This window comes from Kribbella sp. NPDC055071 (assembly GCF_053608045.1).
Window position 1 is genome coordinate 47,867 of the sequence record NZ_JBSGUS010000022.1, and the last position, 22,688, is coordinate 70,554.

The 22,688-nt window shown below is 68.5% G+C and carries 21 protein-coding genes; 10 read left to right on the forward strand and 11 right to left on the reverse strand.

Annotation, left to right across the window (positions count from 1 at the left end):
- Nucleotide 1: 1 nt before the first annotated feature.
- Nucleotides 2-1,186, forward strand: a complete 1,185-nt coding sequence (locus ACWF4Z_RS30565; RefSeq protein WP_452246629.1) for a Maf family nucleotide pyrophosphatase — start codon at nt 2-4, stop codon at nt 1,184-1,186.
- 108 nt (nt 1,187-1,294) lie between these two features.
- Here the strand turns inward: ACWF4Z_RS30565 and ACWF4Z_RS30570 are convergent, their stop codons facing one another.
- Together ACWF4Z_RS30570 and ACWF4Z_RS30575 are read right to left on the reverse strand one after the other, a co-directional pair.
- On the reverse strand, nt 1,295-1,495 hold the full coding sequence (locus ACWF4Z_RS30570) for an acyl-CoA carboxylase subunit epsilon (RefSeq protein WP_452246630.1): 201 nt from the start codon (nt 1,493-1,495) through the stop codon (nt 1,295-1,297).
- Nucleotides 1,492-3,081: an acyl-CoA carboxylase subunit beta gene (locus tag ACWF4Z_RS30575; RefSeq protein WP_452246631.1), complete on the reverse strand. Its 1,590-nt coding sequence runs from the start codon at nt 3,079-3,081 to the stop codon at nt 1,492-1,494. The genes ACWF4Z_RS30570 and ACWF4Z_RS30575 overlap by 4 nt, the downstream gene beginning before the upstream one ends.
- Nucleotides 3,082-3,185: 104 nt before the next feature.
- On the opposite strand from ACWF4Z_RS30575, the gene ACWF4Z_RS30580 reads away from it, so the two are divergent.
- Entirely contained in the window at nt 3,186-5,792 is a 2,607-nt protein-coding gene (locus tag ACWF4Z_RS30580) for a hypothetical protein (protein WP_452246632.1), read from the forward strand.
- On the opposite strand, the gene ACWF4Z_RS30585 is transcribed toward ACWF4Z_RS30580, so the two are convergent.
- Nucleotides 5,793-6,275 (reverse strand): SCP2 sterol-binding domain-containing protein, encoded by a 483-nt coding sequence (locus ACWF4Z_RS30585; protein WP_452246633.1) that lies wholly within the window; start codon nt 6,273-6,275, stop codon nt 5,793-5,795.
- A 65-nt stretch (nt 6,276-6,340) separates the two neighbouring features.
- Between ACWF4Z_RS30585 and ACWF4Z_RS30590 the strand changes: the two genes are divergently transcribed.
- From ACWF4Z_RS30590 to ACWF4Z_RS30600, 3 genes are all read left to right on the forward strand, one after another.
- On the forward strand, nt 6,341-6,979 hold the full coding sequence (locus tag ACWF4Z_RS30590; protein ID WP_452246634.1) for a TetR/AcrR family transcriptional regulator: 639 nt from the start codon (nt 6,341-6,343) through the stop codon (nt 6,977-6,979).
- A gap of 99 nt (nt 6,980-7,078) precedes the next feature.
- Nucleotides 7,079-9,718 (forward strand): phosphoenolpyruvate carboxylase, encoded by a 2,640-nt coding sequence (locus tag ACWF4Z_RS30595; RefSeq protein WP_452246635.1) that lies wholly within the window; start codon nt 7,079-7,081, stop codon nt 9,716-9,718.
- On the forward strand, nt 9,715-10,524 hold the full coding sequence (locus ACWF4Z_RS30600; RefSeq protein ID WP_452246636.1) for a biotin--[acetyl-CoA-carboxylase] ligase: 810 nt from the start codon (nt 9,715-9,717) through the stop codon (nt 10,522-10,524). The genes ACWF4Z_RS30595 and ACWF4Z_RS30600 overlap by 4 nt, the downstream gene beginning before the upstream one ends.
- 377 nt (nt 10,525-10,901) lie before the next feature.
- Here ACWF4Z_RS30600 and ACWF4Z_RS30605 read toward each other — a convergent pair whose 3' ends face one another.
- Entirely contained in the window at nt 10,902-11,009 is a 108-nt protein-coding gene (locus ACWF4Z_RS30605) for an MFS transporter small subunit (protein WP_452246637.1), read from the reverse strand.
- Nucleotides 11,006-12,400 carry an OFA family MFS transporter gene (locus tag ACWF4Z_RS30610; protein ID WP_452246638.1) on the reverse strand — a complete coding sequence of 465 codons (1,395 nt, stop codon included), beginning with the start codon at nt 12,398-12,400 and terminating at the stop codon, nt 11,006-11,008. The genes ACWF4Z_RS30605 and ACWF4Z_RS30610 overlap by 4 nt, the downstream gene beginning before the upstream one ends.
- Nucleotides 12,401-12,562: 162 nt before the next feature.
- Here ACWF4Z_RS30610 and ACWF4Z_RS30615 point away from each other — a divergent pair, with 162 nt between their 5' ends.
- The gene (locus ACWF4Z_RS30615; protein ID WP_452246639.1) at nt 12,563-13,192 is read left to right on the forward strand and encodes a PH domain-containing protein; all 630 of its coding nucleotides are present in this window, start codon (nt 12,563-12,565) and stop codon (nt 13,190-13,192) included.
- A gap of 3 nt (nt 13,193-13,195) precedes the next feature.
- On the opposite strand, the gene ACWF4Z_RS30620 is transcribed toward ACWF4Z_RS30615, so the two are convergent.
- From ACWF4Z_RS30620 to ACWF4Z_RS30635, 4 genes are all read right to left on the reverse strand, one after another.
- Complete coding sequence (locus ACWF4Z_RS30620; RefSeq protein ID WP_452246640.1) at nt 13,196-14,407, reverse strand: GNAT family N-acetyltransferase; 1,212 nt, start codon at nt 14,405-14,407, stop codon at nt 13,196-13,198.
- A 22-nt stretch (nt 14,408-14,429) separates the two neighbouring features.
- The gene (locus tag ACWF4Z_RS30625) at nt 14,430-14,648 is read right to left on the reverse strand and encodes a hypothetical protein (protein WP_452246641.1); all 219 of its coding nucleotides are present in this window, start codon (nt 14,646-14,648) and stop codon (nt 14,430-14,432) included.
- A 116-nt stretch (nt 14,649-14,764) separates the two neighbouring features.
- On the reverse strand, nt 14,765-15,331 hold the full coding sequence (locus tag ACWF4Z_RS30630) for a hypothetical protein (protein WP_452246642.1): 567 nt from the start codon (nt 15,329-15,331) through the stop codon (nt 14,765-14,767).
- Nucleotides 15,332-15,892, reverse strand: coding sequence for a GtrA family protein (locus tag ACWF4Z_RS30635; protein ID WP_452246643.1), 561 nt, complete (start codon nt 15,890-15,892; stop codon nt 15,332-15,334).
- Between the two features lie 122 nt (nt 15,893-16,014).
- On the opposite strand from ACWF4Z_RS30635, the gene ACWF4Z_RS30640 reads away from it, so the two are divergent.
- From ACWF4Z_RS30640 to ACWF4Z_RS30650, 3 genes are all read left to right on the forward strand, one after another.
- Complete coding sequence (locus ACWF4Z_RS30640) at nt 16,015-17,208, forward strand: 5-(carboxyamino)imidazole ribonucleotide synthase (protein WP_452246644.1); 1,194 nt, start codon at nt 16,015-16,017, stop codon at nt 17,206-17,208.
- Between the two features lie 25 nt (nt 17,209-17,233).
- Complete coding sequence (gene purE / locus ACWF4Z_RS30645; RefSeq protein ID WP_452246710.1) at nt 17,234-17,719, forward strand: 5-(carboxyamino)imidazole ribonucleotide mutase; 486 nt, start codon at nt 17,234-17,236, stop codon at nt 17,717-17,719.
- A gap of 75 nt (nt 17,720-17,794) precedes the next feature.
- On the forward strand, nt 17,795-19,015 hold the full coding sequence (locus ACWF4Z_RS30650; RefSeq protein WP_452246645.1) for an MFS transporter: 1,221 nt from the start codon (nt 17,795-17,797) through the stop codon (nt 19,013-19,015).
- Between the two features lie 32 nt (nt 19,016-19,047).
- On the opposite strand, the gene ACWF4Z_RS30655 is transcribed toward ACWF4Z_RS30650, so the two are convergent.
- A complete protein-coding gene (locus ACWF4Z_RS30655) occupies nt 19,048-20,385 on the reverse strand; it encodes a UDP-glucose dehydrogenase family protein (RefSeq protein WP_452246646.1) in 1,338 nt (445 codons plus the stop codon).
- A 135-nt stretch (nt 20,386-20,520) separates the two neighbouring features.
- Between ACWF4Z_RS30655 and ACWF4Z_RS30660 the strand changes: the two genes are divergently transcribed.
- Nucleotides 20,521-21,684: an acyl-CoA dehydrogenase family protein gene (locus ACWF4Z_RS30660; protein WP_452246647.1), complete on the forward strand. Its 1,164-nt coding sequence runs from the start codon at nt 20,521-20,523 to the stop codon at nt 21,682-21,684.
- Here the strand turns inward: ACWF4Z_RS30660 and ACWF4Z_RS30665 are convergent.
- On the reverse strand, nt 21,677-22,639 hold the full coding sequence (locus ACWF4Z_RS30665; RefSeq protein ID WP_452246648.1) for an amidohydrolase family protein: 963 nt from the start codon (nt 22,637-22,639) through the stop codon (nt 21,677-21,679). The two genes, ACWF4Z_RS30660 and ACWF4Z_RS30665, sit on opposite strands and share 8 nt — an antisense overlap.
- Nucleotides 22,640-22,688: the final 49 nt, after the last annotated feature.

The window sequence follows — 22,688 nt, forward strand, 5'->3', positions numbered from 1 at the left end:
GGTGCGGTTCGTGCTGGCGTCGGCCTCGCCGGCGCGCTTGAAGACGCTGCGCGGCGCGGGTGTCGAGCCGGAGGTGATCGTCTCCGGTGTCGACGAGGACAACATCACCGCGGAGAGCCCGGGTGAGCTGGCTCGGTTGCTCGCGACGCTCAAGGCGCGGGCGGTCGTCGCCTCGCTGACCGATCACGCGACCGTCCTCGGCTGTGATTCGGTGCTGGAGATCGACGGCGTCGCGTACGGCAAACCCGGGACTCCGGAGGTCGCGCGGGAGCGACTGCGCTCGATGCGCGGACGCAGCGGCGTCCTGCACACCGGCCACTGCCTCATCGACACCAACGCCAAGCAGGAGCTGCGCGAGCTCGCATCCACGACCGTGCATTTCGCCGACCTGACCGACGAGGAGATCGACGCGTACGTCGCCACCGGCGAGCCGCTCGTGGTGGCTGGTGCGTTCACGGTCGACGGCCTCGGCGGCCCGTTCGTCAGCGTCATCGAGGGCGACTACCACAACGTCGTCGGCCTCTCGCTCCCGCTACTGCGCCGCATGCTCATCGAGGTCGGAATCCCCTGGCCGTCCCTGTGGGAGACCTCGAAGACCTACACGTACGACGAAGACGTCGCCGCCGAGTACGACGAAACCCGCGGCGGCCCGACCCGAGCCCAAGCCGCAGCCCAAGCCGTCCATTCCTTGCTTCCCCAGGATGGAAGGGTGCTGGAGCTGGCGGTGGGGACCGGGATTGTCGGGGCAGAGCTTGTTGCTCTTGGCAACTTGGTGCATGGGGTCGACGTGTCGGAGGCGATGCTTCGGCATGCGCGGATCCGGCTGCCCGGGCACGTCGCGGCGGCGGACGCAGGCGTTCTCCCGATCGCCGACCGGCGGTGTGACGCCGTCGTGGCGATCTGGTTGCTGCACCTGCTGGACGACAGCGAACCGATCATCGCCGAGGTCTCCCGCGTACTACGCCCGGGCGGTGTCTTCATCACCACCACCGAGAAGAGCGACGCCGGTCGCTACGCCGACGGCCGCACCCCGGACGAGACGCGCTCTCAGGACGCCCTCACCCACCTGGTAGCTCAAGCCGCCCGCCACAACCTCGTCCTCGACGGCGCCACGACCTTCCCCGGCCCACCCCGAACCACCGGCCAGTCGCCGATGTATCCGCTCATTCGTCTCCGTCGTATCTGAAGGCGGATCCCCGCCACTCACCAACCGCGCACCGGACGAGCTGCTTGCGCTCGGCCAGTGGTGCCGAGCGGCCGAGGGGCAGGCTTGGTCAGTGCCTCAGGTCCGGGGTCAGGGATGAGCCGAGGCGCGCCACTGCCCCGGACCAGGGTGGAACGGTGTGCGGGCGTTGCGCCAGTACGTCGCCCAGTTGCTAGCGCGATCTGATCCCTCGGTGGCCGGGGTTGTGGTTGAGCGAGCGGCCAGGACCGTGATCAGCGCGGCCAGCTCTTCGGGGGTCGGGTCGCCTTTGACGACCTGCAAGTCGCTCACAGCGGGATGTTCCCATGCTTCTTCGGAGGGAGCGTGTCGCGCTTGGTCCGGAGCAGACGCAGGCCGCGGACGATCTCGGCGCGGGTCTCGCTCGGTTTGACGACGGCGTCGATGTAGCCGCGCTCTGCCGCGATGTACGGATTCGCGAGATGGTCCTCGTACTCCGTGATCAGCTGCTGGCGGGTGGTCTCCATATCGTCACCGGCCGCGGCGGCTGCTGCCAACTCACGCCGGTGCAGGATGTTGACGGCGCCCTGCGCGCCCATCACCGCGATCTGCGCGGTCGGCCAGGCGAGGTTGATGTCGGCACCGAGGTGCTTGGAGCCCATCACGTCGTACGCGCCGCCGTAGGCCTTGCGGGTGATCACGGTGATCATCGGGACCGTGGCTTCGGCGTACGCGTAGATCAGCTTGGCGCCACGGCGGATGATGCCGTTCCACTCCTGGTCGGTGCCGGGGAGGAAGCCGGGGACGTCGACGAAGGTCAGGATCGGGACGTTGAACGCGTCGCAGGTCCGGACGAACCGGGCGGCCTTCTCGGACGCGTTGATGTCGAGCGTGCCGGCGAACTGCATCGGCTGGTTCGCGACCACGCCGACCGGGCGGCCCTCGACCCGTCCGAAGCCGACGACGATGTTCGGCGCGAACAGCGTCTGCACCTCGAGGAACTCGCCGTCGTCGACGACCGCCTCGATCACGGTGTGCATGTCGTACGGCTGGTTCGGCGAGTCGGGGACCAGTGTGTCCAGCGCGGTGTCGGTCTCGGTGAGTTCGAGATCCGCGGGGGCGTCGTACACGGGCGGGTCTTCGAGGTTGTTCTGCGGGAGGTGACCGACCAGGGTCTTGACCCACTCGATCGCGTCCTCCTCGTCGCTGCCGAGGTAGTGCGCGTTGCCGGACTTGGTGTTGTGCGTCCGCGCGCCGCCGAGCTCCTCCTGGCTGACGTCCTCACCGGTGACCGTCTTGATCACGTCCGGGCCGGTGATGAACATGTACGACGACTCGTCCACCATCACGGTGAAGTCGGTCACCGCGGGGGAGTAGACCGCGCCACCCGCGCACGGGCCCATGATGAGCGAGATCTGCGGGATCACGCCGGAGGCACGGACGTTGCGGCGGAAGATCTCGCCGTACAGGCCGAGACTCACCACGCCCTCCTGGATCCGGGCGCCGCCGGAGTCGTTGATGCCGATCAGCGGGCAGCCGATCTTGGTGGCCAGGTCCATCACCTTGACGATCTTCTCGCCGAAGACCTCGCCGAGGCTGCCGCCGAAGACGGTGAAGTCCTGGGCGAAGACACACACCTGACGGCCGTCGATCGTGCCGAATCCGGTCACCACGCCGTCGCCGTACGGCCGATTGGAGTCCAGCCCGAAGCTGGTCGAGCGGTGTCGGGCGAACTCGTCCAGCTCGGAGAACGAGCCCTCGTCCAGCAACAGCGCGATCCGCTCGCGGGCCGTCTTCTTGCCGCGGGCGTGCTGCTTCTCCACCGCACGCTCCGACCCGGCGTGCACGGCCTCGTCGAGCCGCTGCTCGAGGTCCGCGATCTTCCCGGCGGTGGTGTGGATGTTCGCCGTCTCTCCCATAGTCGGGCAGCCTACGCGTCAGTACGCTTCCCTGCCCCGTGACCGGCCCTGTGACCTCGGCCGCAACGCCGTCGGTACCCCTTTCAGCCGCTAAGTTGCTGGCCGTGGCCGACCTGCTTGCCGTCAATGTCCTCCGCCGGATCCACCAATTGGTCGTCGCTGACACCGAAGGCTGGAGCGACGAGCCGCCTGAGGTGCCCGATCAGCTCGAGCAGCCACTGAAGGACCTGGGCGAAACCCTCGACATCCCGGCCAGGCTCGTGTCCGGCCCGGACGGGCAGGATCGCCGGCCGGAGATCCGTACGGCGGTGACCGCGGCGTTCGCGTTGTCCGCGCGCGAGCTCGAACCATCCGAGGACCTGCTCGATTCAGGCGGTCGGCTTCCCGCCGCAGCCGGTCCGGCCGACCGTGAGCGGCTCGGCCGGGCGGTCAGCGAGGCCTACGCGCATTTCGCGGCACCGCGGCTGGTCGCGGGCCTGTTCCCGAACGGACGGGCCGACGACCTCGGCCGGTTCCCGCTGGCGGTGCCGGAGGGGGATGTCGCGGCCGGGCAGGCTCTCGCCCTGGCGATCGCTGCACGGACCGGAACCGGTCAAGAGCAGGTGCTGACCCGCCTGGTCGCCGCTGGTCGCGGTGGTACGGGACCGGCGGCCGCCCAGATGTTGCTGAGGCTGCATCCGGGCTATGCCCAACTGCCGAGGCCCGAGCGGGAGGCGTTGCTGCGATCGGTGTCCGACACCGTCGAGTCCGGGTTCGCCACCCGCGACCTGCAGGCGGCGGCACAACGGGAGCTGACCGAGTTCCGCGAGAACCGACGCCCGGATATCGCGGGCGGTGTGGCCGCAATCAACACCGCGAGCGCCGCCGCCACCAAGGAGCTCGGAGACCTGCACCGCTTCCTGGACACCCTGCCGGAGTGGCATCCGGCCAACCAGGAGCGGGCGGCCATTCGAGCCGCGTCACGTGGTGCAGAGATCGGTCGGCCGGCGTCGGTACCCGAGGTGATGGAGCGGATTCAGGGCGCGGTGGCTGCGCTGACCGATACCCGAGAGACGTTGTGGAGCGGCAACACGGAGACTCTCCGCGGCGATCCATCCGGCCGGGCGATCCGCCTCACCGAAGCGCAGGGGCTCGCCCTGATGCAGCTGATGGAGAACGGCCCGCTGTCTTCGGAGCAGGTTGCGGCCGTCCAGTCGGCGTACCTGACTGCGACCGCCTCGCTGGCAGGCTGGGCCGTCCCGGACGGAAACACGTCGCGGAACGAGGAGGCGGCCGCGTCCGTCGCGCCGCGCTTCACCAGGATCGAGCAGGCGGTCCTGAACGCGTTCTCCGAGGACAATGTCAACCAGATCATCGATCGGACCCTCCCGGCCGATACTGCGGCACGGATCCGGCCGCAGGCGCCTCGGGTGGACGGCGAGCTTGCGCCGATCGCTCGCGGCCTGGCGAGCGCGATCGACACCGCGGCAGGACTGCCTGCGGGCGAGACGCTGCGTCGGATGGCGGGTCAGGACAGATCCGGGATGGCGTGGGCGGCGGCCGAACGGTTGGTGCCCAACTCGCCGGAGAAGCCGTTCGTCGTGCAGCGGATCGCCGCCGTGATCGACAAGAGATTCGACGCATTGCCGCCGCACATCGACGATCCCGAGCAGTACGGGCAACGAGTCGGGGAGCTCGCCGCCAAGATCGCCAAGCTCTCCGACGCGTCCCCCGAGTGGGATGCCGCCGGTGGGCGGGTGGTCGCCGAAGGAGTCCAGCTTGACCAGCCGACCGAGGCGCCGGCGTCGACGTACGAGCTGGTGCAGCGCATTCAGGGTGCGGTCGGCCGGTTGACGGGTGCGCCGGACTCCTTGTGGAACGGGGAGTACGACGCATCGCCGGGTGACGTACCCGCTCCGTCGGCGAAGGGCGATCTCCGGCTCAGTTTCGGTGCCGACCTGGCGTTGGCGCAGTTGACCGCGACCGCGGACCGCTACCCGATCCTGACGGCCTTGCGGGACCCGTCCGGAAATATCCGGTCCGAGGATCTCGCGGCCACTCGCGACGGGATTGCCGAGGCTGCCAGGGCGTGCGCGCAATGGGCTGTGCCGGCCGGACACTCGCGCGAAGCGGAGGCACGGGCGGAACAGGACCCCGAACTCGACGGGCCCGCGGGGCCGGTGTGGGACGCCTTTGTCGACGACAACTACTACGAGATCCTCGAGGGAGTTCTCCCGCCCGACCTCGCCGACCAGGTCAAGGCCGCAGGGCCGCCTACCCGCGCGGAGCTCGCGCCGGCCGCGCTCGGTCTCGCGCTGGCCGTCGACGAAGCCAACGGGCGCTCGATGGACGACCCGAGCGCGACACTCCGGCACCTGGCCGGGCAGCCGCGTGCCGACATCGCTCGGAGCGCGGCGGCAGGGCTGGTGCCGCCGGCCGCCGTCGAGGAGGCCGCGGAGCGGATCCGCCTGGCGTTCAAGGTCCTGCCGACCCAGGCCGACACCTGGCGCGAAGCCGGCGTGGGGAACGACGAACTCGCCGAAAAGGTGCACCTCTACGGCTACAAGCTGGCCGAGGAGGTCCAGGCGCTGGGCCATCGCCCAGAGGACCACCTGAGGTTCGCCAAGGACGAGGCGCTGACCACGCATCGCCCGCAGGCACCGGTCAACGCGCCGAATCCCACCACCGTCGGTTCGGACCAATCCAAGCAGCGTGGGATGGACGCGCGCTGATCAGGTGGGGCCGACGGCGAAGAGCTTGGTGAGGCGGGCGGCCAGGGCCAGGTCACCGCGGACCGAGAGGCGTTGTTTGAGGACGGCGAGAACCGGGTCCTCGTTGCCGGTGACGACGCGGAGCAAGGTGGCGGGATCGGTGCGGATCGAGATGTCGGGCGCGCCGGGCTGATCCGCCAGGACCGTGCAGCGGCCGTCGCGGATGCGGATCCAGTGCTCGTCCGCGTCGTCGGGCCGGCCGTCCCCGCCCGCCCCCGTGATGTGCCAGGCGACCACTGCGTCGAACCCGGCGGCGCGGGCGGGTCGGAGATACTCCGGCATCCGTCGAAAGATCTCGCGCAACGCGACCTCTCGCACACCCCCGATGAGCCGATGCCGAAGCTCCCGCTCCGACGTCCGGTCGACCAGCCGGGCCAGCTCGGTCGCGTCCAGGGTGGTGAGCCCTTTGGCATCGAGCCATCCGGCACTGCCTCGTTCGGTCACAGACCACCCCCGCGGCAGTTCCTACCAGACCGTAGGAATTTCCTACGATCTGGTAGGTTTGTCAAGTGGTCGAGGGCACCGAAGGCGATGGCGAGAAGCGCCGCCGAGCCGCTCATCTCGGCCCTGAACGCCGCCGCCCGATGATCCTGGACGCGGCCCTGGAAGTCTTCTCCACCAAGGGTTTTCCCGGTACGACGATGCAATCGGTCGCCGACGCGGCCGGGGTGACGAAACCCGTTGTCTACGACTGCTTCGCGAATCGCGACGAGTTGTTGCTGGCTCTGCTCGCCCGCGAAGAACAGCACCTGGTCGTCTCGATCGTCTCCGCACTGCCCGCCGACCCGAGCGTCGGGACTCCCGAGGAGCACGTCCTCGACGGCCTGACCGCGTTCCTCAGCACGGCCGAGAAGAATCCACAGTCCTGGCGGATCGTCTTCGGAGCCCAGTACGGCGCCGCGCCCGCCGTGGCCGAGCGGGTCCGGGCCGCCCGCGCGTTCCTGGTCGAGGGCCTGCGGCTGACGCTGCTCCAGTCGCTGCCAGGCGTCACCGAACCGGATGCGAATCTGCCGGTCCTCGCCGAGCTGCTCGCCTCGATGACCGAGGCCTGCGCCCGCATGCTCGTCGTCGACGGCACCGACCGCTGCCCGGCCGAGCTGGCCAAGGTCGTCTCGCAGGTGGTCGGTGGCGGATTCGGGAACGTCTGAGTTCCGTACTGTGAAGTAGCTGACTACACGGTCACGATCGGGCTTCCAGCTGGCGGACTCTGCGGCGATTGCGGGCCCGCCCCGATAGGGTGGGCGAACGTGAGCGAGACCGGTAGTGAGACCCGTACCCGCGCGCGGTTCGAGGTGCCCGAAGAACTTCGGGCCGACGTCCGCCTGCTCGGCGAGATCCTCGGCAAGGTTTTGGTCGAGTACGCCGGTCAGCCGCTGCTCGACGACGTGGAGAAGCTCAGGGAGCTGACCATCGCCGGCGACGGCGCCGCGGCCGAGCAACTCGTCGCCTCCTGGCCGCATGAGCGGGCCGAGGACGTGGCCCGCGCCTTCACCTGCTACTTCCACCTGACCAACCTCAGCGAGGAGCTGCACCGCTCCCGCGTCCTGCGCGAGCGGGACCGGTCCGGCCGCGACGGGTCTACCGCGCCGTCGGTGTCCGAGCTGGCGCAGGCGGTCGAGCAGATCACCAGGGACAGTGGTGAGCAGCAGGCTCGCGCACTGCTGAACGGGCTGGAGTTCCGCCCGGTGCTGACCGCGCACCCGACCGAGGCGCGGCGGCGCGCGGTGCTGGCGACGATTCGCCGCATCTCGTCGCTGCTCGAGGAGCGCGGCGACCCGCGGGCCGGCGACAGCGAGCTCGCCGAGAACCGGCGTCGCCTGATGGAACAGGTCGACATCCTGTGGCGGACCGGGCAACTCCGAACCAGCCGCCCGTCGCCGCTGGACGAGGTCCGATCCGCGATGGCCGTGTTCGAGGAGACCCTGTTCGACGTCATCGGCAACGTCTACCGGCGGCTGGACGACGCGCTGGCCGGCGAGGCGGCCGGGATGCGGCTGCCGATCGTGGCGCCGTTCGTCCGGCTGGGGTCGTGGATCGGCGGTGACCGCGACGGCAATCCGAACGTCACCGCGGCCATCACCCGCGAAGCCATGCAGATCCAGGCCGACCACGTCCTGCGCGCACTCGAACGAGCCACCGATGAGCTCGGCCGCGCGCTGACCCTGGACGCAGCGACCACTCCGCCGTCCGCGCAGGTCCGTCGGCTCCTCGAGGACGCCAGAGCGGTGAATCCGGACCTGATTGTGGACATCGAGACTCGGTCACCCGCCGAGCCGCACCGGCAGCTTCTCCTGCTTGCCGCCAGGCGCCTGGCCGCCACGCGGGCCCGTGACGCGGACTTCGGCTACCCGCGGGCGTCTGACTTCCTGCACGAGCTCAAGGTGCTGCAGGACTCCCTGGTGAACGCGGGCGCGCTACGCCAGGCGTACGGCGATCTTCAGCAGCTGATTTGGCAGGTCAACTCGTTCGGCTTCCACCTGGCCGAGCTGGAGGTCCGTCAGCACTCGTCGGTGCACGCCAAGGCGCTGGAAGAGGTGCTGGGCGGCGGTGAGCTGTCCGACCAGACCGAAGAGGTGCTGGCGACGCTGCGGGTGATCGGTCAGATCCAGCAACGCTTCGGGCCCGAGGCGTGCCGTCGGTACGTCGTTTCCTTCACTCGGAACGCCGGTGACCTCGCCGCGGTTTACGAGCTCGCGGATGCGGCCATGGACGGGCGTCCGATCGAGCTCGACGTCGTACCGCTGTTCGAAACCGGTGAAGACCTGCAGAACTCGGTGGAGGTGCTGGACAACGCCATCCAGCTCACCCGGGTCCGGCATCGGCTCACCGCCAACGATCGGCGCTTCGAGGTCATGCTCGGGTACTCCGACTCTGCGAAGGACGTCGGTCCGGTGTCGGCGACACTGGCTCTGTACGACGCTCAGGCGCGAATCACCGCGTGGGCGCAGCGCAATGCGATCCGGCTGACGCTCTTCCACGGTCGTGGTGGCGCTCTGGGCCGTGGTGGCGGTCCTGCGAACCGCGCCGTACTGGCTCAGGCTCCTGGGTCGGTGGCCGGGCGGTTCAAGCTCACCGAGCAGGGTGAGGCGATCCCGGCTCGGTACGGGAACGCGGCGATCGCGCAGCGGCACATCGAGCAGGTGACCGCAGCGACGTTGCTGGCATCCACTCCGGCGGTTGAGGAGCGGGCTGCCGTTGCCGCCGAGCGGTTCGCTGTGGTGGAGAAGACGCTCGACGAGGCCGCGCGTACGACGTACCACCGGCTGGTGAAGGCGGATGGGTTCGCGGAGTGGTTCGGCCGGGTCACTCCGCTGGAGGAGCTGGGTCAGTTGCCGCTCGGGTCGCGGCCGGCTCGGCGTGGGGTCGCAGTGTCGTCGCTGGAGGACCTGCGGGCGATCCCATGGGTGTTCGCCTGGTCGCAGGCTCGGGTGAACGCACCGGGCTGGTACGGCCTCGGTTCGGCGCTCTCCGCGGTCGGGGACGTCGCCGTACTGCGTGACGCGAACCAGAACTGGCCGCTGTTCCAGGTGATGCTGGAGAACGCGGAGATGTCGCTGGCCAAGACCGACCGGCGCATCCTAAGCCGCTACCTGGAGCTGGGCGACCGGCCGGACCTGACACAGCTGATGCTCGACGAGCACGCGCTCACCACCGAGTGGGTGCTCAAGGTGCTCGACCAGGACCGGTTGCTGGCCGGCCGGCGGGTGCTGGGCCGAGCGGTTGAGCTGCGGAACCCGTACGTCGATGCGCTCAGCTACCTGCAGTTGCGGGCACTCCGGACGCTGCGTACCGATGACTCGCTGGACGAGGAGCAGATCGTCCGCACGCGCCGCCTGCTGTTGCTGACCGTCTCAGGCGTCGCCGCCGGACTGCAGAACACGGGATGACCTACAGCGACCTGGAACGGCCGCCCCTGGACGCACGATTCCTGCAGGGGCGGCTGGTACGTCCTGGCTCGTTCTGGACGAAGATCGACGTACTCACCGAGACGCCGTCGACCAACGCGGTCGTCGCGGCTGCGGCGGCCGAAGGTGCGGCCGAGGGGTTGGTGGTCGCCGCGGAGTACCAGTCGTCCGGTCGCGGGCGGTTGGGACGCACGTGGACCACTCCGCCGCGCTCTGCCGTGCTCATGTCGGCTCTGCTGCGTCCGACCGCTGTGAGCGCGTCACGATGGCCGTGGCTGGGTCTCCTGGTCCCGCTGGCCGTGGCCGCCGCGGTACGACGGGTTGCCGAGATCCCCGCGCTGGTGAAGTGGCCGAACGACGTACTGGTCGAAGACCGGAAGCTGGCCGGCATCCTGCTCGAGCGGATCGACGGTCCGGCCGCTGTCGTCGGCATCGGCCTCAACGTAACGCTCCGCGAGGCTGAGCGCCCGCACCCTGCAGCAACGTCGCTGGCCCTGGAAAAAGCCGCCACCACCGACCGCGCCACCGTAACGGCCGCCATCCTCCGAGAACTCGCAACCCGCTATCAAACCTGGGTCGACTCAAACGGCGACCCAGCCACAATCCTCCCCGAATACCGCACCCTCTCAGCCACCCTCGGCAACAAAGTCCGAGTAGAACTCCCCGACAACACCTTCCTAGAAGGCACCGCCACCGACCTGGCCGACGACGGCCGCCTAATCATAGAAACCCCCAACGGCCCACGCCCCCTGGCCGCCGGCGACGTAACCCACCTACGAAGTTCTTGAAGAACAAAACCTAAAAAAAACAAGCAAAGAAAAGAACAGACAAAGACGAGAGATTAGATTGGCCGGGTGCCTGGCTGAGGTCGGCGCCAGTCAGCGGTCGGTCAGGTGAGCATTCAGAGCATCGGCCACCCGATCTCCAGGCCATCACAATCGTCGTCCAGCAGGCGAATCACGCCTGATCTTCACCAGAACCGTGGATTGTGATGGCCTCCAGCACCTGCTCGCTCGGTGGCTGGTCCTCGGCAGCCCCGATCCCTCGCATGCGTGTGAGTCGCTGCACTCCTCACCCGCCGACCACCGGCTGGCCGCACATACGCGCCGAGCCCGCCAGGCACCCAGCCACCCTGTTCTTTCTTTTCTCTTCTTTTCTTTGGTTTTTAGTTTGTGAAGAGTTTGGCGGCTGTGATCAGGGTTTCTACTATGCCGTAGCCGAGGAGGATGGCGATCAGGAGCCAGGAAATTACCAGGCGTGGGGTTTGGTTCATGGTGTTGCCTCCACCGGGGTTTCGGAGGGTTCGTGGAAGCGGGCGGAGACTGAGCGGATCAGGAGGTTGGCGATGAAGCCGACTGCCAGTACGCCGACCATCGTGAAGAGCGCGGGGCGGTAGGCCGATGCCGTCAGGGTGCCTGGCTTTCCTTCGCGGTCGAGGAAGCCGTTGACGATGAGTGGACCCGCGATGCCCGCCGCCGACCACGCGGTCAGCAGGCGGCCGTGGATCGCGCCGACCTGATACGTCCCGAACAGATCCCGCAGGTACGCCGGAACCGTCGCGAACCCGCCTCCGTAGAACGAGATGATCACGGCTGCGAGCAGCACGAAGATCACCGTGCTGTTGGGCCCGACCGTGGCGAGCAGGAAGTACGCGATGATCCCGACGCCGAGATACATCGCGTAGATCGGCTTGCGGCCGATCAGGTCCGACGTGGTCGACCAGCCGAATCGCCCGGCCATGTTGAAGATCGAGAGCAGGCCGACGAACCCGGCCGCCGCCGCGACCGCGACGCTCGACTTGCCGTCCGCGCCACGGAAGAAGTCCTGGATCATCGGGCTGGCCTGCTCGAGGATGCCGATCCCCGCGGTCACGTTGCAGAACAGCACGACCCAGAGGAACCAGAACTGCGGGGTCTTGATCGCGTTCGCCGCCGACACGTTGGAGGTGGTGACCAGCGTCTTCTGCTTGACCGCGGCCGAGTCGAACCCGTCCGGCATCCAGCCGTCGGCGGGCACGCGGATGTTGACGACGCCGAACATCATGACGACGAAGTAGCCGATGCCGAGCGTGACGAAGAGCCCGACCAGGGCTCCGCCACCGGCGACCGACGTACTCACGTTGGGGTCGTAGCCCGAGTCGTACAGGCTGAGGAGCTGGCGGGACAGCGGGCTCGCGACGAGCGCGCCGCCGCCGAAGCCCATGATCGCCAGGCCGGTCGCCAGACCCGGGCGGTCCGGGAACCACTTGATCAGCGTGGACACCGGCGAGATGTAGCCGATCCCGAGCCCGATGCCGCCGATGACGCCGTACCCGAGGTAGACGAGCCAGAGCTGGCCCGTGCCGATGCCGAGCGCGCCGACCAGGAAGCCCGTGGCCCAGAAACTGGCGGACACGAACATCGCCTTGCGCGGGCCGTTGCGTTCGACCCAGGTGCCACCGATCGCGGCGGACAGGCCCAGCATCACGATCGCGATGCTGAAGATCACCCCGACCGCGGTCTGACTGGTGTCGAAGTGCTTCACCATCGACGTCTTGTACACGCTGGTCGCGTACGCCTGCCCGATACAGAGGTGGACAGCCAGCGCGGCCGGCGGGATCAGCCAGCGGCTGTATCCCGCGGGCGCAACGGTGCGCTCCCGATCGAGTACCGACAAGATGCCCATCACGGCTCCTTCTCCTGCCCCCCAGAGTTACCCTTCGCGCATCCTCGCCGACTGTATGCAGTTTTGTGAAGGCTTCAACCACTATCTGGCCGGGCGTGTCGCCCCGACCGTTCATCGTGTCGGGGGAGGACAGCGGACCCCGGGAACTGTGAGACTGGGCCCATGGCGATCTCGGCGAAGTTGTTGGGTGAGGACGAGTACGTCGTCGTCAGCACCCGGACGCACTGGAAGGCACTGATCTTCCCGGTGTTCCTGCTGCTGGTGGTGGCGGGTCTGGGCGGTTTCCTGGCCGCGATCGTGCCGTCGGGGTCGATGCAGACACCGGCCCGGATCGCGATCCTCGCGGTCGGTGTGGTGGTCCTGGTGGCGTTCGCGCTGAAGCCGTTCCTGAACTGGTACTTCTCGACGTACACGGTGACGAACCGGCGGCTCATCACGCGGCACGGCATCCTCACCCGGACCGGACGCGACATCCCGCTGATGCGCGTGAACGACGTCTCCTACGAGCACGGCCTGATCGACCGGCTGCTCGGCTGCGGCACGCTGCACATCGAGTCCGCCGGTGAGCGGGGTCAGGTCGACCTGCCCGACGTACCGCATGTCGAGCACATCCACCTGCAGATGTCCGACCTGCTCTTCGGTGGCCCGGAAGGCCGGCCCGGCGACGGCATCCTGGCCGACGAGGAGCCGCCGGAGCACATGCGCCGCCGCCCGGAGCAGTCCGAGCAGCAGCAGCCTCGCTCGGAGGACGGGCAGACGCTGTTCAGCTCGGACGACGACCGGCAGTCGTAACCCTCAGAAGATCTCTAGGCTGACCGGGCGGACCGGCCACGAGAACGCAGCGGACGCCGTGCCGAGCGCGCCCGCGGTGTGCTCGACGACCCGGCCGCTCGCGGCGAACTCGGCGAGCGCACGTCCACCGAGGTAGACCGCACCGAGCTCGTGCACGGACAGGCTGAGGTCGGCTGGATCAGCTGTAGCTGAGCACTGCGCGGAAGCTCTGTCCGCGGTGAGGCGGAACCGGCCCGCGTTGGCCGGCATCAGGTCGTCGCGGACCTCCAGCACCACATCGAGGGGAACGGCGTACCGGCGCTGTTCGAGAGCGCGGACGACGTCGGTCACCCGGAGCCAGAGCGACTCGTTCACCCTGCGGTTCAGCGCGGCCGGGTTGGCGACGAGTTGCTGGACCGGCTCGTCCAGCGCGGCGAACCCGAACTCGAGCTTTGCGGCCAGGTCCATCGTCAGCAGATAGTGCCACAACGCCTTGTACGCCGTGGGTTCCAGCGCGACGAGCTCTTCGAGCGCCACCTCGCTGGCCGGGCCTGCCGAGTCCCAGGTCGGCTTGCCACGCCACAGCGCGTACCCGTCGATGGCACCGGACTCGTCGCGGTGCACAAGGATCTCGCGGGGCGTCCGCCCTTCGCGATCCTCCTTCTTGTCCTCCAGGTGTGCCTGCCACTCGAGCTCCGACCGGCCGGAGACGCCAGGTCGTCGTTCCTGCAGCGCACGCAGGAGCGGCGCCAGCTCCTTGACCGCGGCCTCGGCGGTGAGCAGCCCGAACTCACCAGGCCGGGACTCGACGGGATGCGGTACGACGCGGTGCAGGTCGACGTCGTACGACACTCCCTGCGCGGCCGCGCCGTACCCGAAGCGTCCGTAGATGGCGGGCTCGCTGGCCCACAGGATCGCGATCGCCTCCGGCACCTCGCGCAGTTGCCGCGTGATCAGGCCGGACATGACACCCCGGCGGCGATGCGTCGGCCGCACGCCCACCCCGGTCACATGCGCCGCCGGCACCACCGCGCCCGGCACCGACAGATCACGGGTGATCGCCCGAGCGGTGCCGATCACCTCGCCGTCGTCGGTCGCGACCAGCGCCCGCTCGGGCTCGAACATCCGTTGACCGAGCTCGTCCACCGGCCAGTCGAACATCATCGCCGCGGCGAACAACGCCCTGACGGCCGGATAGTCCTCGGTCACCCCTGCACGAACAGTGATCTCACTCACCGTCGCATCTTCACACGGGGACTCACTTGACGAACAGGTACCAGGTGCCCTGAACGTTGGTCCGGCAGCTGTACTTGTCCCAACCTTCGCGCTGGTACGACTGCCCCATGTCGATGCACTTCGACTTGGTCGGGTACTCGCCGATGTACGTCCAGTCGGCGGCGTGCGCCGGGAGTGCGATCCCGGTCAGGGTGGTGGCGGCCAGGCCGGCCGTGACGATTGCTGCTGCGCGCTTGGTCATGATGGTCCTTCCGGTGGGGCGAACGTCGGGATGCACCGAAGCATCCTGTGAAGTTCTCACCGGAACAAGCGATCAGGTGTGGCAGATACCGGAGCTGACTGTTAATGGACAGCCGGTCAGACCGCGTCAACCCCGTCGACCAGCCAGCGTCCGCCGGCCAGCTTGAGGGTGAGCTCTACCCGGGTCCGCTGCACGCTCGGCGTCTTCGAGGTCTTGGTAGTCGTGGTCGTGTCGACGAACATCAGCACGTGGGCGCTGTCAGCCGTCGCGTCCTTGACCGCCGCGTCCGTGACCGCTGCCTTGGCGACAGCCTGCTGGGCCAACTGCTGCGGGTGAATCGCGGCGACGGTCTTCGCGAACTCGACCCCGAAGGTATCCGTCGTCACCGTCTTGGCCGCGGCCGCGTAGTCGTCCAGCTTGCGGTAGTCGTAGCTGAAGAGGGTGGTCACGTCGGTCTGCGCCGCCGCCAGGATGTCCTTCTGGACCGCTGCGCCCGGCCCGGCGGCGTCGAGCTTCTGCTGCAGGTCGTCGGCGCGCTTCTGCTGCGTGTTGCGCTGCGACCCTTCGATCGCAATGCCCGCGATCCCGGCACCGGCGGTGCCCAGCAACAGCACCGCCAGGATGATGCTGACGATGATCGCCGGATGAACCCCGGATCGCCGCGGCGGCGCTGGATGGGTCATTCAGCGAACGACGGGCAGGTCGCCGGTGCTCTCGCCATCTAACTCGGCGGGGGAGTCCGGGGCCGGCGTGTGCTCGACCTCGTCCAGCTCGATCTCTTCCTTGAAGACGAACTTCCGGTACGACCAGAACCGGAACAGCGTGCCGAGCCCCAGGCCGACGAAGTTCGCGGCGATGTTGTCCGACAGCCAGGTGTGCAGGTCGAGGACGTAGCGGGAGAACGCGAGGCAGCCGGCCGCGATCAGCAGGCCGATGCCGTTGAGCACGAAGAACAGCACGTACTCACGGTGCAGTCCGCTGCGCTCGCGGTGTCGCCAGGTCCAGAAGCGGTTACCGAAGTAGGTGACCACGGTCGCGACCGTGGTGGAGATCAGCTTCGCCGTCAGCGGCTTGTGATGCAGCATGCCTTCGCCGGAGTCGGCGAGCACCAGCGGGTTGTTGAAGACCAGCCAGTTGTAGATCGGCAGGTCGACGACCAGACCGAGCAGACCGACCAGACCGAACTTGGCCACTTCGTGCACCAGGTGCTGGAACTGGCGATACAGCGTGGTGACGAGCTTCAACGGTCTCGGGCACTTTCTGTGATCACACCGCAACGGGAGGGCAGCTTCCCACGGTACCCGGCGACAGGGCCGACACAGAAATCCCCCGCGCGTCCCGGTGGCCGCCGTACGCGCTGTGTTGTATGGACATTAGGCTCGAGCCCGTGAAGTTTGCTCGCAATGATCTCCCGGTCGGGACGCCCGTGGTCGGCATGATCGGTGGCGGTCAGCTGGCCCGGATGACCCAGGAGACCGCGATCGCGCTGGGAGTGCAGCTCCGCGTGCTCGCCGAGGGACCGACGGTCTCGGCCGCCCAGGCGGTCGCGGACGCGCCGGTCGGCGACTACCGCGACCCGGAGACGGTACGACGGTTCGCCGCGGAGTGCGACGTGGTCACGTTCGACCACGAGCACGTCCCGACCGATCTGCTGCATGCCCTGGAAGCCGAGGGAATCAAGGTCTTCCCGGGTCCGGACGCGCTGGTCCACGCGCAGGACAAGGCGGTGATGCGCCGGCGGCTCGACACGTTCGACGCGCCCGCACCGGCCCATCAGGTGGTCGAGAACGCCGCCGACGTCGCGGACTTCGCCAAGCGGGTCGGCGGATTCCCGATCATCCTCAAGACCACCCGCGGCGGGTACGACGGTAAGGGCGTCTGGTTCATCGACGGTCCGGACGACGATCAGATCGCGGTCGCGTTCGGCAGCGGCGTACCGATCCTGGCCGAGGAGAAGGTCGACTTCGTCCGTGAGCTGTCCGCGATCGTGGCCCGTTCGCCGCACGGCCAGGCGGTCGCGTATCCGATCGTCGAGTCGGTCCAGAAGGACGGGATCTGCGTCGAGGTCACCGCGCCCGCTCCCGGCCTCGCGCCGGAGAAGGCAGCACAGGCGCAGCAGACCGCACTGCGGATCGCCGGCGAGCTCGGAGTGGTCGGTGTGCTCGCGGTCGAGATGTTCGAGGCCCGCGATGGACGCCTACTCGTCAACGAGTTGGCGATGCGTCCGCACAACACCGGTCACTGGTCGATCGACGGCGCGGTCACCTCGCAGTTCGAGAACCACCTCCGGGCCGTGCTCGACCTCCCACTCGGGTCGCCGGCCGCCAGAGCGCCGTACACGGTGATGGTCAACGTGCTCGGCGGGGACGTGGAGGACATGCACCGCGGGCTGCTGCACTGTCTGGCGCGCGATCCCGGGCTGAAGGTCCACTTCTACGGCAAGTCGGTGAAGCCGGGTCGCAAGGTCGGCCATGTGACGGCGTACGGCGACTCGCTGGAGGAGACCCGTGAACGCGCACGCCACGCGGCCGCCTATCTGACCGGAACCATCGACGAGTAAGGGAATCGCTGTGATTGGCATCGTGATGGGGTCGGACTCGGACTGGCCGACGATGAAGGCCGCGGCCGAGGTGTGCGTCGAGTTCGACGTGCCTTTTGAGGCAGATGTCGTGTCGGCGCACCGGATGCCGGCCGAGATGATCGACTACGGACGGTCAGCCCACGAGCGGGGGTTGAAGGTGCTGATCGCGGGCGCGGGCGGCGCGGCCCATCTGCCGGGCATGCTGGCGTCGGTGACTCCGCTGCCGGTGATCGGCGTACCGGTGCCACTCAAATACCTCGACGGGATGGACTCGCTGCTGTCGATCGTGCAGATGCCGGCGGGAGTTCCGGTGGCGACGGTCTCGATCGGCAACGCCCGGAACGCGGGCCTGCTGGCGGTCCGGATCCTGGCCGCGTCCGACCAGAAGCTACGGGACCGGATGATCGCCTTCCAGGAGTCCCTCGCCGACGTCGCGCGGGCCAAGGGCGGCACGGTGCGTGACGGCGCGGCAGAGCTGCGTAAAGGCTGACCGAACGTCAGTTTTCCACAAGCTGCAGCCGGGTATTCGTGAGTTCCCATCCGTTGTCGTCTAAGGTCGTCGATCGTGACTCCGCCCACTGAACCGGATACGCAGCGCATCCCGATCCGCTATTGGATCTGGCTGCTCGGTGCTGCCGTATCCCTGCTGGGCGACCTGACCATGACGTTCGCGATCGGGTGGTCGGCGAGCCGGCACGGTGGTGGCGTCGCCGGATTGATCCTGCTCCTGGCCGCGGCTCCGCGCGCCGCACTGCTGCTCGTCGGCGGCGCGGTCGGCGACCGCTTCGGCGCGCCGCGCGTCCTGCTCGCCAGCTGTACGGCGATGTTCGTGGTGACGGCCGCCCTCGTCCCCGCCTCGATCCACGTCGGCGAGCCCGTCTGGCTGCTCGTCGTCCTGGCGCTTGTCGTCGGGGTGATCGACGCGTTCTTCCTGCCCTCGTCGCGGTCGATGCCGCGGCTGCTCGTCCCGCCGGCCCAGGTGCCACGCGCCCTGGCCAGCTTTCAGGTCACGGGCGTCGTCTTCGCCGTCACCGGTACGGCGGTTGGTGGTCTGCTGGTCAACTGGGCCGGGCTGAAGGCCGCGGCCGGATTCGATGCGGTGACCTTCGGCGTGATGATCGTCGTACTGATCCTGCTGCGGAAGACGATCACGCCGCCCGGACGGATGCCGACCGGTCTGCTGCGGTCCATCGGTGCAGGCATCCGGGTTGCCTTCGGCCGTCCTCTCACGCGTGCCTTGCTGATCACGATGACCGTGGCGGCCGGTCTGCTGATGCCGCTCGACGCGTTGCTCTTCCCACTGCTCGCGCGATCGCACGGATGGGACGCCAGGACCGCGGGTCTGCTCGTCGCGAGCCGCAGCCTGGGGGTGGGGGTGATCGCGCTACGCATCCTCATGCGTGGCGCATTTCCACGCCCGGGCATCTTCGCCGGCGTCGGCCTGGTCGTGGCTGCCGCCGGCCTGTTCGGGCTGTCCGTCTTCGATCCACTGCCGCTGACCTTCGCGGCAGGAATGCTCAGCGGAATCGGCGTGGGCACGTTCACCGGTCACGTGCTGCCCCTGCTGATGAACTCGGTCGAACGCGAGTACCAGTCCCGCCTGCAGTCCGTCGTCGTCCTCTGCCAGAACATCGCCCTGGTCATCATGAACCCGGTGCTGGGCGGCCTGTCGGACGTGAACGGCATCGGCATCACCGGCGTCTGCCTGGGCATCTCGATCCTGGCAGCCTTCACGGGCCTGGTCGTGCTGACCCGACCCGTCCTCCGCGCAGCGACAGTCTCTTAAGGGCGAGGCAGTGTCTTAAAGGCGGCCGGTTCTTAAGGGCGGCCGGGGGCTCGGTAGGTCCAGCCGGCGGCGCGCCAGGCGTCCGCGTCCATGCGTAGGCGGGCGTCGATGATGACGGGGGTCGCGACGACCTGCTTGAGGGCGGCCGGGTCGAGGTCGCGGAACTCGGGCCACTCGGTCAGGTGCAGTACGGCGTGTGCACCTTCGCAGGCCTCGACCGCCGAGGCGGCGTAGCGCAGGGTCGGGCGGACCCGGCGGGCGTTCTCCATCGCTTCTGGGTCGAAGACGGAGACGTTCGCGCCGTGCAGGTGGATCCGGCCCGCGATGTCGAGAGCGGGCGAGTCGCGGACGTCGTCCGTACCGGCCTTGAAGGCGGCGCCGAGGACGGCCACGTTCTTGCCGACCCACTCACCGCCGAGCATGTCGTGGGTGATGTCGACGATCCCCGCGCGGCGACGACGATTGATGTCGTCGACCTCGCGCAGCAGCGTGATGACCTCTTCGACACCAAGCTCACCGGCGCGGTGCATGAACGCGCGCAGGTCCTTCGGCAGGCAGCCGCCGCCGTACCCGGGGCCGGCGTTCAGCATGCCGCGGCCGATCCGCTTGTCGTAGCCGAGCGCGTCGGCCAGCTGGGTGACGTCGGCGCCGGTCGCGTCGGCCATCTCGGCGAGCGCGTTGATGAACGAGATCTTCGTGGCCAGGAAGGCGTTCGCGCCACCCTTGACCAGCTCCGCGGTCGGCAGGTTGCAGACGACCACCGGCGTGCCCTCGCTGATCGGGGTCGCGAACACCTCGCGCAACCGCGCCTCGGCCTCCGCCGACTGCACGCCGAAGACGAGCCGGTCCGGGTGCAGCGTGTCGTCGACGCCGTGCGCCTCGCGGAGGAACTCGGGCTGCCAGGCGATCTCGATCGACGAACCGGCCGGGGCCTCGGTGTGGAAGCGGGCCTCGACGAGCTTCGACGTACCGACCGGGACCGTGGACCGGCCGACCACGAGCGCCGGCCGGGTCAGCAGCGGCGCGAGCATGTCGACCACCGAGTTGACCTGGGACAGGTCGGCCGCTTCGCTGCCCTCGAGCTGCGGGGTGCCGACGCAGATGAAGTGCACGTCGGCCCAGTCCGCGATCTCGCGGTAGTCCTTGGTGAACCGCAGCCGGCCGGAGTCCACGTGCTTCTTCAGCAGGGGGTCCAGCCCGGGCTCGTACAGCGGGGCCTTGCCGTCGTTCAGCAGCTTCAGCCGGTGCTCGTCGATCTCGACCCCGACGACGTCGAAACCGAACTCGGCCATCCCCGCTGCGGTGTTCGCCCCGAGATAGTTGGTGCCGATCACGGCGATCCGCAGGGGGCGGGAGGTCGCTTCACTCATGGCTGGGACTCTACCCATCGGGGTTATCAGCCGGTGACCGGCGTGTGGCCACCGGTGTTCCAGGCCGTGCGGAGTTGGTCACTTTCGGCGTACGACGTCCTGTGTTCGCGGAATGTTCGTCGTACTGTGTGACTCGTGAGTAACTCATTCGAGCTGTACGCGCTGTCCGAGGAGCACGAGGCGATCCGGGCAGCCGTCCGCGACGTCTGCGACGCCAAGGTCGCCCCGCACGCGGGTGACGTGGATGAGCTGGCCGAGTTCCCGAAGGCGTCGTACGACGCGCTGAAGGCCTCGGACTTCCACGCGCCGCACATCCCGGAGGAGTACGGCGGTGCCGGCGCGGACGCGCTCGCGACGGTGATCGTGATCGAGGAGGTCGCCCGGGCCTGCGCCTCGACCTCGCTCATCCCCGCGGTGAACAAACTCGGCTCGCTGCCGCTGCTGCTGTCGGCCTCCGAGGAGGTCAAGCAGCGCTACCTGCCGCCGGTCGCGGCCGGCGACGCGATGTTCTCGTACTGCCTGTCCGAGCCCGAGGCCGGTTCGGATGCGGCCTCGATGAAGGCGCGGGCGGTGCTGGACGGCTCGGAGTACGTGCTGAACGGCGTGAAGCGCTGGATCACGAACGCCGGGGTGTCCGACTACTACACGGTGTTCGCGGTGACGGATCCGGACGCGCGGTCTCGCGGGATCTCGGCGTTCGTGGTCGAGAAGTCCGACGACGGAGTCTCGTTCGGTGCGCCGGAGAAGAAGCTCGGCATCAAGGGTTCGCCGACCCGCGAGGTGTACCTCGACAACGTCCGGATCCCGGCCTCGCGGCTGATCGGTGCGCCCGGGACCGGGTTCGCGACCGCGATGGCGACGCTGGACCACACCCGCGTGACGATCGCCGCGCAGGCGCTCGGGATCGCGCAGGGTGCGCTCGACTACGCGCTCGGGTACATGCAGGAGCGCAAGCAGTTCGGCAAGGCGATCGCGGAGTTCCAGGGCCTGCAGTTCATGGTCGCCGACATGGGCATGAAGATCGAGGCCGCCCGCCAGCTCACGTACGCCGCCGCGGCGCGCTCCGAACGCCGCGACAGCGACCTCACGTACTTCGGCGCAGCCGCCAAGTGCTTCGCTTCCGACGTCGCCATGGCGGTCACCACCGACGCCGTCCAACTCCTCGGCGGCTACGGCTACACCCACGACTACCCGGTCGAACGCATGATGCGCGACGCCAAGATCACCCAGATCTACGAAGGCACCAACCAGGTCCAACGCATCGTCATGGCCCGCCAGTTGCTGAAGGGCCTCAGCTGAAGCGTGGGAACAGCCGGAGGGCGTTGTCGCGCTCGACTCCGCGCAGGTCGTCGGCGGTGAAGCCGTCGAAGCTGGTGAGGTTGGCGATGTTGTGCTCCGCGGTGGCTTCGGGCGCGGCCGGCCAGTCGGTGCCGAAGAGGATGTGGTCCGCGGTGGTGACCTCGAGGGTCGGCAGCAGGGAGTTGCGGTTGCCGGCCAGCGCCGTGTCGTAGTAGAGCCCGCGCAACACGCTCGCGACGTGGGCTGGATCGATGTCAGCGTCGTCGGGTCCGCGACCCATGACGGTATGTTCGCCGATCCGCCAGCCGAGGGTGGGCAGTGCGCCACCGCAGTGGGCGAGGATCAGCCGCAACGTCGGGTGGCGTTGGAAGACGCCCGTGTAGATGGCGTTGGTGATGGTACGTGCGGTGTCGAACGGGAACTCGACGATCGAGCTCGGGCGACCGAACCCCAGTACGTCGATGTACGGGCAGTCGGTCGGGTGAACGAAGACCGGCACCTCCCGTCGGGCCAGTTCGGCCAGCACCGGCTCCAGGGCCGGATCGCCGAAGTAGTGCCCGAGCACGTTCGAGGTCAGCACGACACCGTCGAGCCCCAGCTCGTCCAGGGCGTACGCGAGCTCTGCCAACGCCTGATCGGGGCCGTCGCCCGGTAGCGTCGCGAACGCGCCGAATCGGCCGGGGTGCTTCGCGATCAACTCGGCGCCGTTCTCGTTGATCATCCGGGACAGGCGAGTGCCGAACTCGGGGTCGGCGGCAGTTCCGCCGAACGCGATCGGCATGGACACGATCTGGGTGGCGATGTCGTGCCGGTCCATGTAGCCCAGCGCTGCTTCAGGCGTCCACTGAACCGAGATGGTGTAGCCGCCCCGGGCCTGGTAGCCGTGCCGCGCGGCTTCCGCCATCGCCTCCGCTGGCATGGCGTGAGTGTGAACGTCAATCCGTTGACCTACCACGACGCACTCCTTCCAAAACTGTCCCTAATCACTTTAATCATGCCCCGGA